General features: G+C 60.9%; 16 protein-coding genes. 4 read left to right on the forward strand and 12 right to left on the reverse strand.

Annotated elements, in window-relative coordinates; all coding sequences use genetic code 11:
- Positions 1 to 340: 340 nt before the first annotated feature.
- The 11 genes from ACDZ94_RS07415 to ACDZ94_RS07465 all read right to left on the reverse strand — a co-directional run bounded on the left by ACDZ94_RS07415 (position 341) and on the right by ACDZ94_RS07465 (position 9,580).
- Complete coding sequence (locus ACDZ94_RS07415) at positions 341 to 1,198, reverse strand: transporter substrate-binding domain-containing protein (RefSeq protein WP_064450166.1); 858 nt, start codon at positions 1,196 to 1,198, stop codon at positions 341 to 343.
- Positions 1,195 to 1,971, reverse strand: a complete 777-nt coding sequence (locus ACDZ94_RS07420; RefSeq protein WP_064450165.1) for an amino acid ABC transporter ATP-binding protein — start codon at positions 1,969 to 1,971, stop codon at positions 1,195 to 1,197. The genes ACDZ94_RS07415 and ACDZ94_RS07420 overlap by 4 nt, the downstream gene beginning before the upstream one ends.
- Positions 1,968 to 2,627: an amino acid ABC transporter permease gene (locus ACDZ94_RS07425; RefSeq protein ID WP_064450164.1), complete on the reverse strand. Its 660-nt coding sequence runs from the start codon at positions 2,625 to 2,627 to the stop codon at positions 1,968 to 1,970. Before ACDZ94_RS07425 ends, ACDZ94_RS07420 begins: the two co-directional genes overlap by 4 nt.
- A complete protein-coding gene (locus ACDZ94_RS07430; RefSeq protein ID WP_064450163.1) occupies positions 2,608 to 3,273 on the reverse strand; it encodes an amino acid ABC transporter permease in 666 nt (221 codons plus the stop codon). The genes ACDZ94_RS07425 and ACDZ94_RS07430 overlap by 20 nt, the downstream gene beginning before the upstream one ends.
- A 501-nt stretch (positions 3,274 to 3,774) precedes the next feature.
- Positions 3,775 to 4,557 (reverse strand): MetQ/NlpA family ABC transporter substrate-binding protein, encoded by a 783-nt coding sequence (locus ACDZ94_RS07435; RefSeq protein WP_064450162.1) that lies wholly within the window; start codon positions 4,555 to 4,557, stop codon positions 3,775 to 3,777.
- Positions 4,558 to 4,683: 126 nt separating this feature from the next.
- The gene (locus tag ACDZ94_RS07440; RefSeq protein ID WP_432751267.1) at positions 4,684 to 5,607 is read right to left on the reverse strand and encodes a sigma 54-interacting transcriptional regulator; all 924 of its coding nucleotides are present in this window, start codon (positions 5,605 to 5,607) and stop codon (positions 4,684 to 4,686) included.
- 49 nt (positions 5,608 to 5,656) lie between these two features.
- Positions 5,657 to 6,238: an alpha/beta hydrolase gene (locus ACDZ94_RS07445; RefSeq protein ID WP_221293638.1), complete on the reverse strand. Its 582-nt coding sequence runs from the start codon at positions 6,236 to 6,238 to the stop codon at positions 5,657 to 5,659.
- A gap of 254 nt (positions 6,239 to 6,492) precedes the next feature.
- Entirely contained in the window at positions 6,493 to 6,894 is a 402-nt protein-coding gene (locus ACDZ94_RS07450; protein WP_432751268.1) for an ExbD/TolR family protein, read from the reverse strand.
- 1 nt (position 6,895) lies between these two features.
- Positions 6,896 to 7,618 carry a MotA/TolQ/ExbB proton channel family protein gene (locus ACDZ94_RS07455; RefSeq protein WP_156526313.1) on the reverse strand — a complete coding sequence of 241 codons (723 nt, stop codon included), beginning with the start codon at positions 7,616 to 7,618 and terminating at the stop codon, positions 6,896 to 6,898.
- A 51-nt stretch (positions 7,619 to 7,669) separates the two neighbouring features.
- Positions 7,670 to 8,488 (reverse strand): energy transducer TonB, encoded by an 819-nt coding sequence (locus ACDZ94_RS07460; protein ID WP_432751269.1) that lies wholly within the window; start codon positions 8,486 to 8,488, stop codon positions 7,670 to 7,672.
- A gap of 240 nt (positions 8,489 to 8,728) precedes the next feature.
- Positions 8,729 to 9,580 carry a LysR family transcriptional regulator gene (locus ACDZ94_RS07465; RefSeq protein ID WP_432751270.1) on the reverse strand — a complete coding sequence of 284 codons (852 nt, stop codon included), beginning with the start codon at positions 9,578 to 9,580 and terminating at the stop codon, positions 8,729 to 8,731.
- Positions 9,581 to 9,687: 107 nt separating this feature from the next.
- Between ACDZ94_RS07465 and ACDZ94_RS07470 the strand changes: the two genes are divergently transcribed.
- The 3 genes from ACDZ94_RS07470 to ACDZ94_RS07480 all read left to right on the forward strand — a co-directional run bounded on the left by ACDZ94_RS07470 (position 9,688) and on the right by ACDZ94_RS07480 (position 12,337).
- Positions 9,688 to 10,149: a nucleoside deaminase gene (locus tag ACDZ94_RS07470; RefSeq protein WP_262666750.1), complete on the forward strand. Its 462-nt coding sequence runs from the start codon at positions 9,688 to 9,690 to the stop codon at positions 10,147 to 10,149.
- A complete protein-coding gene (locus ACDZ94_RS07475) occupies positions 10,136 to 11,305 on the forward strand; it encodes a CynX/NimT family MFS transporter (RefSeq protein WP_432751271.1) in 1,170 nt (389 codons plus the stop codon). Before ACDZ94_RS07470 ends, ACDZ94_RS07475 begins: the two co-directional genes overlap by 14 nt.
- Positions 11,306 to 11,401: 96 nt before the next feature.
- Entirely contained in the window at positions 11,402 to 12,337 is a 936-nt protein-coding gene (locus ACDZ94_RS07480) for a LysR family transcriptional regulator (RefSeq protein ID WP_407015968.1), read from the forward strand.
- On the opposite strand, the gene ACDZ94_RS07485 is transcribed toward ACDZ94_RS07480, so the two are convergent.
- Positions 12,228 to 13,322: a fatty acid desaturase gene (locus tag ACDZ94_RS07485; RefSeq protein WP_432751272.1), complete on the reverse strand. Its 1,095-nt coding sequence runs from the start codon at positions 13,320 to 13,322 to the stop codon at positions 12,228 to 12,230. The genes ACDZ94_RS07480 and ACDZ94_RS07485 overlap by 110 nt on opposite strands.
- 101 nt (positions 13,323 to 13,423) lie before the next feature.
- On the opposite strand from ACDZ94_RS07485, the gene ACDZ94_RS07490 reads away from it, so the two are divergent.
- The gene (locus tag ACDZ94_RS07490) at positions 13,424 to 14,428 is read left to right on the forward strand and encodes an AraC family transcriptional regulator (protein WP_064450151.1); all 1,005 of its coding nucleotides are present in this window, start codon (positions 13,424 to 13,426) and stop codon (positions 14,426 to 14,428) included.
- Positions 14,429 to 14,762: the final 334 nt, after the last annotated feature.

A 14,762-nucleotide genomic window follows, 5' to 3' on the forward strand; every position in this document is an offset into this window, starting at 1 on the left:
ACACACCGCCTTCGCGAGCAAGCCCGCTCCCACCTTTGGATCTGCGTCTATCAGATTGGCCGCACTCTGCCCGCTACATAAGCCAGTACCACAAGACCACCCAGCGCCGCCAAACCTCTGTGGAAGCGGGCTTGCCCGCGATAGCGGTAAATCAGTCGATATTGCCAGTGACTGACACACCGCCTTCGCGGGCAAGCCCGCTCCCACCTTTGGATCTTCGTCTGTCAGATTGGCCGCGCTCTGCCCGCTACATAAGCCAGTACCACAAGACCACCTAGCGCCGCCAAACCCCTGTGGGAGCTGGCTTGCCTGCGATAGCGGTGTAACCGTCAGCGAAGGATCAGCCCTGCCACTTCCCGCCTTCAACAATCACACTCTCAGGCTTGGTGTCATCGCTCAGCTCTTTACGCACGTATTGGTCATACAGCTTGAGCAAAAACTTCTCTTCACCCAACTTCGCCAACTCGGTATTCACCCAGTCACGCAGTTCGACATTGCCCTTCTTCACCGCTGGCGCAATCGGCGCTTCATCACCGAGTTTCTGTTCCAGTACGCGGTAGCCCGGGTTCTGCTTGGCCCAGCTGAACAGCACCAGGTTGTCCTGTGCATACGCGTCCCCACGACCGGCCGACAACGCTTGCAGTGACTCGGAGTTTTTCTCGAACTTGAGCAGTTTCCAGTCCGGGTGGTTCTTGGTCAGCCAGATATCGGCAGTGGTGCCGGTGGTGACGATGGTGGTGCGGGTGGCCAGGTCATCCAGGCTTTTCACCGAGCTGTCCTGCGGCACCAGCGCCTGTACCGCGACTTTCAGGTTGGGGTTGGTGAAGTCCACCGCTTCCTTGCGCTCCGGGGTCACGGTCATGTTGGCGAGGATCAGGTCGACTTTGTCACTTTGCAGAAACGGTATACGGCTGGCCGGCTCGACGGCGACGAATTCGACTTTGTTTTCATCGCCCAGCAGGTCCTTGGCGAATTGGCGGCCGATGTCGGTATCGAAGCCGACGTAGCGACCGGCTTCGTTCACAAAGCCGAACGGCGGCTTGTCGGTAAACACGCCGACGATCAGCTTGTCGCGCGCCTTGATCTTGTCGATGTAGCTCACAGCGGCGGCGGGTTTCGCGGGCGCTTCGGCCTTCTTATCGCAGCCGGCCAGCAATGCGACGGCGAGCAGTGGCAGTAATAACTTGGCAGTTTTCATATCAGCTCCAGTTCCTTGGTCTTTTTGGGCAGTGTTGAAACAAAGGAGAACTTCTCCAGGAACTGCTGCGCGCGTGCGGTTTGCGGGTTCGTAAAGAATTCCTCGGGGGTGTTTTGTTCGAGGATGCGACCGGCCTCCATAAACACCACGCGGTCGGCGACGGCGCGGGCGAAGGCCATTTCGTGGGTGACGATCAGCAGGGTCATGCCATCGCGGGCCAAGCCCTGGATCACCTCCAGCACCTCCTTGACCATCTCTGGGTCGAGGGCGGCGGTGACTTCGTCAAACAGCATGACCTGGGGGTTCATGCACAACGAGCGGACGATGGCGATGCGTTGTTGCTGACCACCGGAAAGCTGACGCGGATAGGCATCGCGCTTGTCGGCCAGGCCCACGCGTTCCAGCAGTTTTTCTGCCTGCTCGCGGGCTTCGCGTGGGTCGCGTTTTTGCACTTTCAGCGGGCCGAGCAGGATGTTGTCGAGCACGCTCATGTGCGGGAACAAATGGTAGCTCTGGAACACCATGCCTACGTCCTGGCGCACTTGGCGCCAGTCCGTGTGTTTGTCCAACAGCTCCTTGCCGGCAAAGCGCAGGCTGCCGCTGTGCGCCACTTCAAGGCCGTTAAGGCAGCGCAACAAAGTGCTTTTACCGCAGCCGCTGGGACCGAGGATCACCACTACTTCGCCGCTTTGTACCCTCAAGTCGATGCCTTTGAGCACCTGCTGCTCACCGAAGAATTTGTTGAAACCCTGGAACTCGATCAATGCGCTCATGCTTGGGCCCATCGCCGTTCCAGCACCTTGGAGGCGGCCGACAACGGGTAGCAGATAAAGAAGAAAAACAGGAACAGCACGCCGTAGATCAGTACCGACTCATAGGTGCGCTCGATGATTTGCTGACCGACCTTGATCACATCCACCACACCGATCAGCACGGCCAGGGAACTGGTCTTGATGATCCGCGTGTAGACGTTGATGGTCGGCGGCGTCATGCGCTTGAGGGCCTGGGGCAACAGGACATAGCCGTATAACTGCGGGTCGGACAACCCAATCGACAAGCCGGCTTCACGCTGGCCACGCGGCAGCGAATGCAACGCGCCGCGCACCACTTCGCCGACCTCGCTGGCGCCCCATAGCGACAGCACCAGCACCGCGCACCAGAAGCTCGGGATGCTCAGGCCGAAGAAAATCGGCAGGCCGAAAAACAACAGGTACAACCACACCAGCACCGGAATCGCCCGGAACAGTTCCAGGTAAACCCGCAGCACGAGGTTGATCAGCTGGTTATTCAGCGTGCGTAACACGCCGTACAGCACGCCACCGACGGTGCTGAAAACGATGCTCAAAAAAGAAATCGACAGGGTTTGCGCAGCGCCCTTGCCCAGTTGCGGCAACGACACCCACAACAGCTCAAGACCCGAACTGGCCATGCTGGAGCCTCCTTTCCAGGCGGCTGAGCAGCAGCGACAGCGGCAAGAACAACAGCACGCAAATCAGCGTCAGCACGGCGAGCATTTCGTAGGTCTTGTAGTAGAGCGCGATGTAACTCTTGGTGGTGTAGAGAATCTCCGGCACCGCCACGGCAGACACCACGGTGGTCTCCTTGAGCAGGAAGATGAAATTGGCGAACAGCGCCGGCAGGCTGAGAATGCCGGCCTGGGGCAGGATCACATGGCGCAGCAATTGCCAGTCGGACAGGCCGATGGATTTGCCCGACTCGATCTGCGCCAGCGGCACGGCTTCCACACCGGCGCGCAGCACTTCGGTGAGGTAGGCGCCGCCGAGGAAGGTCATGGTGATGATGGCTGCCCAGAACCCGGAAATATTGAAACCCAGGGCGGGCAAGGCGAAGTACACGAAAAACAGTTGGATGAGCAGCGGCGTGTTACGCGCCAACTCCACATACAACGCCACCAGGCGTGACAGGTAAGGCGTGCGAAACACCAGCAGCGCGGCGTTGATCAGCGCCACCAGCAAGGAGGTGGCAATGGCGATCAAGCCCACTTGCAGCGTCACCCCTACGGCGTTGAGAAACGCCGGCAAGGTGCTGAGGATAAAAGCGAAATCGAAAGTCATTGTGAGTCCATGACGCCGCAAGGGTAATGCAGCGAGCGCAGTCCGTTCCGGCGTGGGTAACGTCGGGTAGCGCGAACTTTAAAGGTATAAAAAGCAAAATTTAAATACCTAAATAGCATATTGATATCACCCAAAAAGATAACCGCCGGATTCGCGGGTTTGGCCGGTGGCGGCTATGGTCTTCGGGTCGAGGGAAGGCTGTTTTTTCGAGGGAATGAGCAATGAACGAAGTGAAACCGATGGATCCGCAGGAACTGGTGAAGTGGTTGGTGGCGTTGCGCAGGGCGATCAATAGCCGCGTGCTCTGAAACGCTGAAGGTCCAATGTGGGAGCGGGCTTGCTCGCGAATGCGGTGTATCAGACAGAGCATCTGTAACTGACAGACCGCTATCGCAGGCAAGCCAGCTCCCACAGTTCTTGCCCGTATTTCCAGGCCAATAAAAAAACGCCGACGCTGTAGAAGCCGTCGGCGTTCAAACCTTGAAGGGGGTTTTGTTTACATCAGAACGCAGGCACTACCGCGCCGTTGTACTTCTTCTCGATGAAGGCTTTGACTTCCGGGCTGGTCAGCGCCTTGGCCAGTTTCTGGATAGCGTCGCTGTCCTTGTTGTCTGGACGTGCGACCAGGAAGTTCACGTAAGGCGACTTGGCATCTTCGATGATCAGCGCGTCTTTCGCCGGGTTCAGGCCAGCTTCCAGGGCGTAGTTGGTGTTGATCACGTCCAGGTCAACCTGGTCCAGCACGCGTGGCAGCAGGGCCGATTCCAGCTCTTTGAATTTCAGGTGTTTTGGGTTCGAAGCGATGTCTTTAGGCGTGGACAGTGCATTGGTCGGGTCTTTCAGCGTAATCAGACCGTTCTTTTGCAGCAGCAGCAGGGCGCGACCACTGTTGGAGCCTTCGTTCGGGATGGCCACGGTAGCGCCGTCTTTAAGCTCGGAAATATTCTTGATCTTCTTCGAGTAACCGCCGATGGGTTCAACGTGCACGCCAATCACAGTGACCAGGTTGGTGCCCTTGCCCTTGTTGAAGTTTTCCAGGTACGGCAGGGTCTGGAAGTAGTTGGCGTCCAGGCGCTTCTCGGCAACCTGTGTGTTGGGCTGTACATAGTCAGTGAAAACCTTGATCTCCAGGTCCACGCCTTCTTTGGCCAGGGTCGGCTTGACCAGCTCAAGGATCTCGGCGTGCGGGATCGGGGTGGCGGCAACGACCAGTTTCTCGTTGGCCTGGGCGAAGCTTGCAGTCAGGGCAGCCGCCAGTGCGGTAAACAACAGAACCTTTTTCATGCAGTGTCCTTATCGAAATTCCGGGGCGTCTCTGACGACCGTTTTTTTGTGCTGTGCCAGCGAAGTGCTATCGCGGCGTGGGATGGACAATACCTAGATTTTTTATTCCCGAACAATATCTTTTATTCACGTTGATATTCCATTTTGTTCATGTAGGAATTTGAGCAAGGTTTGTTGCTCAGCGGGGCTGGCGCTGGCGAAAATTCGTTGCAACTGCTCCAACGGCGAGCCCGCCACCGGCAAATTCAGATGCTCGGGCAAAATTTCATCGCCACTGCTCACCAGCAGCGCGAAGTGAATAACGTTTTCCAGCTCGCGGGTGTTGCCCGGCCAACTGTGGTGTTCCAGCACGCGTTGGGCGGCGTCGCTGATCAGCGGCACCGGCAGGTCAAGGCGCTGGCTGTAGATGCCGAGGAAGTATTCGGCCAGGGACAGAATGTCGCCAACACGCTCGCGCAAAGCCGGCAGGTCCAGTTGGCCCTCGTTCAAGTAGTGGAACAAACGCTCATGAAATTTCCCGGCGGCCACGGCCTGGGCCAGGTCGATGCTGGTAGCCGCGACCAGCCGCACATCCACCGGGCTGGGCTGGTGGGCGCCGACACGGGTGACCTCATGGTTCTCCAGGGCGGCGAGCAATTTCACCTGGATTGGCAGCGGTAAGTCGCCGATCTCGTCCAGATACAAGGTGCCGCCGTTGGCCGAACCAAACCACCCCGCCCGACTGCTGGCCGCGCCGCTGTGGCTGCCGGCGGCATAGCCGAACAGTTCGGCGTCGGCATAGGTAGGGCTGATCGCGCCGCAATTGACCGAAACAAACAGCCCGGCGCGGTCGCTGCCACGGTGGATATGCCGCGCCAACAGCTCTTTACCGCTACCGGTCTCGCCACGAATCAGTACGGGCAAGGCACGCGGCGCGAGGCTTTCCAACTCTTCGCGCAGTTGCCGCGAACGGGGGTCGACGAACACCAATGCCTTGGCGCGAATGCTCAGCGGGCTCTTTTCGGCGTCGGGGAAGGTCAGCAGTGGCTGGCCGAAGGTTTCATGACTCATGGCAGGCTCCCGCCCCAAATCCACTCAGGGACGGGGCGTTGAAAAAAGATCAGGCAGTGCGCCGGGCGTGATGCTCGAGGCGGCTCTGGAGGCGATACAAATAGGCGAAACCCTGCTCCCAACGCTGGTGGCCGGACTTCACATTGATATGCCCGGCACCGGACAGAATGCCGGCTTCGGCGCCCCAGTGACGTGCCAGCTCCAGAGCCCTGGGGGCGCTGACGGCACTGTCGTTGTCGGAACTGACCACCTGGCTGGGAAACGGCAACAGGTCGGTCGGGATCGGCGCGAAGTTGCGCAAGGCCGGTGAACAGGCCGGACGTTCGACATCCGCCGGGGCCACCAGCAAGGCGCCACGCACCTGACGCAAAAAATGCACCGGCGCAGTGGCCGCCCAATGGGCGACGGTGATGCAACCCAGGCTATGGGCGATCAGGATTACGGGGGTGCTGTCGGCGGCGATGGCCTCGGCCAGTGCGGCCACCCAGTCTTCGCGACGCGGCGTCAGCCAATCGGCCTGCTCCACACGCGCACTGTTGGGCAGGCTGTTTTGCCAATGACTTTGCCAATGATCTTCTGGCGATCCTTGCCAGCCCGGCACGATCAGATAACGAATCGACTCGCTGTGCATGGGTGTGCCCTCCTGCAGCGTTTAACGTTGCTGACCAGTATAGGGACGCGGTTTATATTCGTTAAGGAATAAGAAGCTATTTATTAATAACCAAAATATCAAATTCAAAAAGGATCGAAATGTGGGAGCTGGCTTGCCAGCCCCCACATTGATCGGGTTACTCAGTGAGACTTTCGGTGTGGGGTAAATTCCAGGCAAAAAAAAGGCCGCACCCTGCCAAGGAGACGGCCCAAAAATTGTCGATACTTTTGAAACTAACGGGCGGTAATCACCGACAGCTTGGTAATGCCCGCGCGTTCGATAGACGCCATGGCTCGCGCCACTTCGCCATAGTTCACGCCATCGTCCGCCTGCAGTTGCACCCGCACATCGGGGTCCTTGGCCTTGGCCGCCTGCAGGTTGAATTCCAGCAGGTCCGGCTGGATTTCGTCCTTGTTGACAAACAGTTTGCCGGCGCCGTCGATGCTCACCACCAGCGGGTCTCTCTGCTCCACCGGGGCCACGGCCTGGGTCTTGGGCAGGTTGATCGGAATCGCATTGGTCAGCAGCGGCGCAGTGACGATAAACACCACCAGCAGCACCAGCATCACGTCCACCAGCGGCGTTACGTTGATTTCGCTCAGCACCTCATCGCTGTCTTGCGTGGAGAAGGCCATCTCAGGACGCCTCCTTCACTTTTTGCGGGTTACCAGCCGCGCTTTTGGTCAGCGCAGGGTGCAGCAGCACGCGGAAGGAGTTCTTCTGCGCCAGGCTGTAAAAGTCGTGGGCAAAGTCATCCAGGTCGGCTGCCGTCAGCTTCAGGCGGCGCAGGAAGTAGTTGTAGACCAACACTGCCGGCACGGCGACGGCGATACCGACGCCGGTGGCAACCAGCGCCGCACCAATCGGGCCGGCCACGGTTTCCAGGCTGGCGGAACCGGCGGCGCTGATCCCCTTCAGCGCTTCCATGATCCCCCACACAGTGCCGAAAAGACCGATAAACGGCGAGGTGCTGCCGATACTCGCGACCACGGCCAGGCCGGTTTCCAGGGAGCGACGCTCCCGTACGATTTGCTGGCGCAGAGCACGCTCGAGACGGTCCTGGTGGTTGATGGCCTGGCTCAAGTCCGCAGCGTGTGGCGCGTCACCGACCTGGATCGCGGCATAACCGGCCTGGGCCACACGGGCCGCGGCGCCGGGTTGGGTTTCGGCCAGTTCAGCGGCAGAGTCGAGACTCGACGCCGCCCAGAACTGATTATGGAATTTGCGATCCTGCGCCTTGAGGCGACCGAACTGCACGCCCTTGAGCAGGGCAAAGCCCCAGGTGGCGACCGAAAAGGCCACCAGCAGCCAGATCACCGCGCTTTCGATGGATTCAACGGGAGATGCCAATGCCATGATGTTTTCCCTCTGTGCAGGTCGCGACGTGTCCAACACACCGCAGCCGAATAGTTAGTGAATCTTGAAATCGATCGGCACGCTGACCCAGCCGTCCTGGGCCACATCGCCTTGCTTGGCCGGCACGAAGCTCCAACGTTTCACCGCCGTCAGGGCGGCGTCGTCGAGTGGTTGGCGACCGCTGCTTTTCTGGATCTGGATCTCGCCCGGCTTACCGCTGGCCAACACGTGCACCCGCAACAACACCGTGCCTTCCCAACCGCGACGCTGGGCCAGCGACGGATACTCCGGCGCCGGGTTCTTCAGGTACGCAGCGTTGGCCGAAGCGGGTGTCACCGGTGCCGGCGATGGCGCAGCAGCCGGTGCGGGAGGCGCTGGAGGCGCGGGCGTCGGTGGCACGGCCGGCGGCTCAACCGCTTTGGGTACGGGCTTGGGCTCAGGCTTTGGCACTGGCTTGGGTTTCGGTTTAGGCACCGGTTTGGGCGGCGCCGGCCTGGCGGCCAGCTCATCCACCACCGGCGGCGGTGGCTCGACTAAGGGCGGCGGCGGTGGCGGCACGGGCGGTGGCGGTTCAACCACCGGCGGCGCCGGCTGGGAAAATTCGATGGTCATCGGCGGGATTTCCGGCGGCACAATCGGCAATACCGGCGTGGGCTTCTGGCTGACCCAATAGATCACCGCACCGTGCAGGACCAACACCAGCAACCCGAGTAGAACCCCTTCGCGACGACTCGAGAAGCGCTTGGGGGTTTTCTGCAAGCGCAATTGCCCCAACGGCGCGCGGTGCGGTCGGCCAAGGTCGACCAACTCACCACCCGGTGCCTGGCGCCATTGCGCCTCACGTGCACTGGCGGCGGTCTGGACATTGCCCATTGATTCACTCCCTACGGTTTTCACACCAAAAAACCGACGGGCCTGCCAAAGCGGCCGTCGAGGGCTGAATCATCGGGGTTAGACGCTTATCTCTTAAAGTAATCTTTAAAGTTATAGATAGATCTAAATTGCATAAAAGCATCGCTGGGAAATGCCAGAACCCCGCCCCTCGCGGGCTGGCGCGAAGCGGCTGTTTTCCCATGCTTTTCAGGCATGCAAAATATTCAGTGAAGGCATGGTTCAGTGCGGGTTATTTGTACACAAATCGAGCAATTGGTCCTGCAATGCCTGCCCGGCCGCCCCCAAACCACTGCGGCCATAAAGCGCCAGACGCACACCCTGCACCTTCGGCAAACCACTTTCATTGCCAAGTATCAAATGGCCAGGCTGCATCACCCGTTGCGGCAACAGGCTGATACCCAACCCCGCTGCCACGGCCGAACACACACTGGCCAGGCTGGCGCTGGAATAGCCGATGCGCCAACGCCAGCCGCCGACTTCCAGGTGGTGGAGCATTTCATTGCGGTACAAACCGCCCACTGGAAACGCCACCAGGGGCAGCGGGTCGCGCCCCAATGACGGCGCGGTGCGGCTGTCCACCCAGCACAACGGTTCCGGCCATGAGGCCAGGCAGTCATCGCTGTCACCCATCTGCTTGACCAGCAACACGTCGAACTCACCCGCGCGGTACTGCCGTTGCAACTCCGGGCCCAGACCACTGGTCACCTCCAGGCGCACTCGCGGGAAGGCCACTACGAACGCCGACAGCAACGGCATCAGGCGCTCGGCGGCAAAGTCCTCCGGCACCCCGAGGCGCAACACCCCGTCGCTTTGCTGGCTGATCAACACGTCGGCAGCTTCTTCATGCAGTGCCAGAATGCGCCGCGCATAGGCCAGCAAGCGCTCGCCCTCGGCGGTGGCCACCACGCGGCGTTGGTCGCGGTCCAGCAAATGGCACGCCACGGCATCTTCCAGGCGACGGATCTGCTGGCTCACGGTGGATTGGGTCAAGTGCAGGCGCTCGGCAGCGCGGGTGAAGTTACCGCAGTCCACCACGGCAACAAAACTGCGTAACAACACGGGATCGAACATGGCGCGTCACCATTCCATTTGCCACTGGTTGGCATGGTTATATTTAATTTCAGAATACTCCGGCAGCTGACCATACTTCACCTTCCATTCTGCCCAGAGGGACCGCAATGACCGACGATCATCAGCACCTGCAACGCGCCATAGCCCTGGCCAGCGCCAACGTGGCCAAAGGTGGCCGACCGTTTGGCGCCGTGCTGACACTCAATGGCGAGGTGCTGGTGGAAGCCGTGAATGAGATCCACCTGACCCAGGACCCCACCGCCCACGCCGAGCTGCTGGCGATTCGCGCGGCCAGTCAACGCGTAGGCGCGCGCCTGGAAGGCTGTGTGATATACGCCAGCGGCCAGCCATGCCCAATGTGCTTGAGCGCCATGTACCTGTGCGGCGTAGAGCGCGTGGTGTTTGCTGCCAGCAACGCAATGGCCGAGCCGTTCGGCCTGTCGACGGCGGTGATTGGGCAACAGGTCGGCCTGCCGTTGAGCGAACAGCGCCTGCCGATCCAACACCTGCCCGACGCCGCCATGACCGCGCTGTATCAGCGATGGAAAGCCCTGCATGACCCTGAATAAATCCTTTGCCGGCTGGGGCCTGCTGGTGGTGCTCGGCCTTAACCTGCGGCCAATCCTCAGTTCCATCAGCCCCTTGCTCGGCGAGATTCGCCAGGCCACCGGCCTGAGTTTCCAGAGCAGTGCGTTGCTCACCAGCCTGCCGGTGGTGTGCATGGGCCTGGTGGCGCTGGTCGGCGTGCGTGTGGAGGTACGACTCGGCGAACGGCGTGGCATTGCCCTGGGTTTAATGATGATTCTGCTGGCATGCCTGGCGCGTTGGCTGATGGGCCAGGCGTCGGCGTTGCTGGTCACGGCATTGCTCGGTGGCGCCGGTGTGGCGCTGATCCAGGCGTTGGTGCCGGCGATGATCAAGCGCGAATTTCACCACCGCGTGCCGGTGGCGATGGGCGTGTATTCCGCTTCGCTGATGGCCGGTGGCGGCCTGGCAGCGTTGCTCAGCCCGGTGGTGGCCACGCATTTCCAGCAATGGCAGGCGGGGTTGGGTGTGTGGCTGTTGCCGGCGCTGGGGGCGTTATTGCTATGGGCCTTGTTGCCGTTGGGCGCGGCGAGAAACCCGCAGGCAGCACCCGCGTTCAAGGGCCTGCGCAACCGGCGGGCCTGGCTGTTGGCGCTGTACTTCGGTTTGGTCAATTGCGGCTATATGAGCATGGTGGCGTGGCTGCCTGCGTACTATCAGCAACTGGGCTGGGGCGTATTGCCGAGTGGCTCGTTGCTGGCCTTCATGACCATCTTCCAGGTGATCGCCGCGCTGCTGATGCCGGTGCTGGCGCAACGCGGTATCGACCGTCGGCCCTTGCTGGGCATCAGCCTGCTGGCGCAAACCATCGGCTACCTCGGCCTGATCATCGCGCCGCAGGAGTATCCCCACCTGTGGGTAGCGCTGTGCGGTTTCGGCCTGGGCGCGTGTTTTGCCCTGAGCCTGCTGCTGACCCTGGACCACCACCGCGACCCGCGCCAAGCCGGGCAACTGGCGGCTTTCGTGCAAGGCGTAGGTTTTTTGATCAACGCGATTTCGCCGTGGCTGACCGGCTGGCTGCGCGAACTTACCGGCAATTTTGTCAGCGCCTGGGTGGTGCTGACAGTGACGGTGGTGGCGATGTTGCTGGTGACGCGGGTGTTCAGCCCAGCCACCTATCGCACGGTGCCTGCTCTATAGATATGCATTTAAGGTCTAGATAAAACAAACACGCTTCGTTGACGGAATAAGCGCGCCCCTTAAAATCCGGGTTCTCCTTTCGGACGCCGGGCCCCTATGGATCTCCGCCAACTGCGCTACTTCATTGCGCTGAACAAGTACCGCAGTTTCGTGCGCGCCGCCGACGCCATGGGCATTACCCAGCCGGCCTTTAGCCGCAGCATCCAGGGTTTGGAGCAGGAGTTCGGCTGCGTACTGGTGGACCGCGCCAATAAGGACCTGCGCCCTACCCCCGAAGGCCAGGTGGTGCTGCAGCACGCCCTGGGCCTGGTGCAAGGTGCGGCGTTGTTGAGCCATGAAGTCACGCGCATGACCAAGCTCGACGCCGGCGAGGTACGTTTTGGAAGTGACGCCGTGGCGGCGGTCAACCTGGTGCCCCTGGCGATAGCCCGTTTTATCACGACCTACCCCAAGGTCCACACCGCCTTGCAGGTGGATAACTGGGAAAAACTGGGGCGCAGCCTGAGCCGGGAAGAGATCGAATTCTTTATCGCCGATGTGCGTCACTTTGAAGCCGATCCGAATTTTCAGACCCGGGCCCTTACCCCACGGCGCACGGTATTTTTCTGCCGCGCCGGGCACCCGCTGCTGGCCAAGGACAGCCTCTCCACCAATGACCTGTTCGGCTACCCGCTGGCCGCGCCATTGATGCCACCCGGCATTCGAAAATTGCTGGCCAACCTCAGCGGGCGCATCGACTTTGCGCCCGCTGTCGAGCTTGAGCAGTTTCCCGCGCTGGCCACCATCGTGCGGCAGTCAGACGCCATTGGCTTGGGGGCTGAAGAAGCCTTCGTCGACGCGTTCCTCAGCGGTGAGCTAGTGGTGCTGCACTGGCGCAACCTACCTCACACCCTGGACAGTTTGAACAACCACTGCGGCGTGGTCAGCCGCGCTGGGGTTCGTTTGTCGCCTGCGGCAAAGGCGCTGATCGAAACCCTGCTGGCGGTGGAAAGCCGAGCCGATTGGCCCGCGAAAACGTCCCAAAATCATTGAAGCGCACGCCCATGTCGGCCATGACCTTGTGCGCCACCTTGGCCGTCATCTGGCGGATGTAGAACGGTTCCTTCACCACAAAATGATGGATGCCATGGGTGCTGCCGAAGTTGAAACAAAACGCCTGCAGCGGCCACATCCACCACGGGTTCAATACCTGGGTCTGCTGGATCACATTGCCCAGCTCCACATCGCCGTAGTAGTGCATGTTGGAGCTGACAAAATGCAGGCAAAAGGTGCGCAGCACGTTGGGGCCGATGATCACCACGGCGGCGATGTCGATCACCTGCATCATCTGCAAGGTGTTGGCTGACCACTCGATCGGCACGCCCATCAGGCTGGCAATGCCATTGGCGGCATGGAAGCCAAGGAACACATACCACGCGCCCCAATGCAGCAGCGCCAATGGCGCGTACACCAGCAGCGAGCGCTTGAGGATCTTGAGTTTGTGGCTCCAGGTTTTCGCACGCAGCATGCGGATAAACGCCGACATCACGTTATCCCCCACCATCAGCAACCGCGCAAAACCCCACGGCTCGCCATTGGTGATGGCGCGCTCCTCCATATCGGTTTCGGTCCCGGAAACCTTGTGGTGATTAAGGTGCAGGTGGCGGCGTATCCACGGGTTGATCGTACTCGGCCGCGCCAGCCACACCAGGCCTATCATCAGATTGTGCGGCAGGCGTTGCTTGCGAAAGTACATGCTGTGGATCAGGTCGTGTTCCAGCTCGTGGGTCAGCGAGGCGAGGAAGGCATTGAGCAGCAGGCACACCCACCAGGCCATATGCCCAGTGATATAGAGCGCCGCCGAGCCGAGCATGCCGAGCAACGCGAAGGCCAGGATGCCCGCGCCCAACGCGTCCTGATGCTGCAGCCAGGGGTGCTGCTGGCGCAATCTGGCGCCTTCGGCGAGCACCACTTCGCGAATATGCGCTGAACGCTGTTGCGCATTCATCTGCTGGGGACTTGCAGAAGTACCGTCCATGCTTCCATCCTCTTGTTTATTGATAGATGCATCCTGGCCCAAGCGGTGCGCCAGGGCATCAGCCCCACACGCCAACCTGTTGACCGCAAGCGCCAATCGCCATGACCGAACCCACTTCGCTCGCCAGCTGGACCCGCGCCCTGCGCAAACAGCTCGATGCCCTGGACCTCGACAGCGCCGCGCTGTGCGCCCAGGCCGGGCTCGACCCACAGCAGATGGACGACCCCAACGCGCGTTATCCGCTGTCGGCGACCACGCGCTTGTGGGAACTGGCAGTGCAGGCCAGCGGCGATCCCGCGATCGGGTTGCGGGTGTCGCGGTTTGTCAGCCCCACGACCTTTCATGCGCTGGGTTATGCCTTGGTGGCCAGCGGCAGCTTGCGCGAGGTGTTCGAGCGGATCGTGCGTTATCACCAGGTGGTCAGTGATGCCCTGACGCTGGAGCTTAGCCGAGAGGGCGAGCGCTACCACTTTCGCCTGCTGCAGCCACCGGGCAGCCCGGCGCCGGCACTGGAAGCGATTGATGCATTTGCGGCGATCTATGTGCGCACCTGCCGTAATCGACTGGGCCGGGAGTACGCGCCGCTGGCGGTGCACCTGCGACGGCCGGAGCCGGCTGACGCCAAGCCGTGGCACACGGTCTTTCGCGCGCCGGTGTTTTTTGGCGCTGAGGAAGACCGCCTGGAATTTGCCGCAAGGGACTTCGACAGCCATCTGGATGACGCCAACCCCGAGTTGGCCGAACACAATGAAACGGTGCTCAAACGCACGCTTGCCCAGTTACAACCGCTGACCTGGGAGCGCAAGGTGCGCGCGGCCATTGAGGCGCAATTGCCGGAGGGCGAGCCAAGTGCCGAGCGGATCGCCCAGGCGCTGCACCTGAGCCTGCGCAGTTTGCAGCGGCATCTGGCGGATGAAGGCTGTCGGTTTGATGCGCTGCTCAATGAGTGCCGCGAGAACCTGGCGCTGCTGCACCTGCGGGACCCGCAGTGTTCGTTGGCCGAGATCAGCCATTTGCTGGGCTTTGCCGATACCAGCAGTTTCAATCGGGCGTTCAAGCGCTGGACGGGGATGACACCGGGGCAGTTTCGCGATGGGTTGCGGTAGCGGAATGTGTAGCGGTTGTGAGGGCCTCATCGCGGGCAAGCCCGGCTCCCACAGGTTGACTGTGTTCACGCTGGCTTGCCTGCGATGGCGGCAGGGAGATTTTGGTGACTGTGAGGGCCTCTTCGGGAGCAAGCCCCCTCCCACATTTTGATGTGTGAACCCCGTCAAATGTGGGAGCTGGCTTGCCTGCGATGGCGGCAGGGAGATTTTGGGTGACTGTGAGGGCCCCTTCGGGAGCAAGCCCCCTCCCACATTTTGATGTGTGAACCCAGTCAAATGTGGGAGCGGGCTTGCCTGCGATGGCGGCAGGGAGATTTTGGGTGACTGTGAGGGC

Source organism: Pseudomonas sp. UBT (genome assembly GCF_050915955.1).
GTDB classification, from domain to species: domain Bacteria; phylum Pseudomonadota; class Gammaproteobacteria; order Pseudomonadales; family Pseudomonadaceae; genus Aquipseudomonas; species Aquipseudomonas antarctica_A.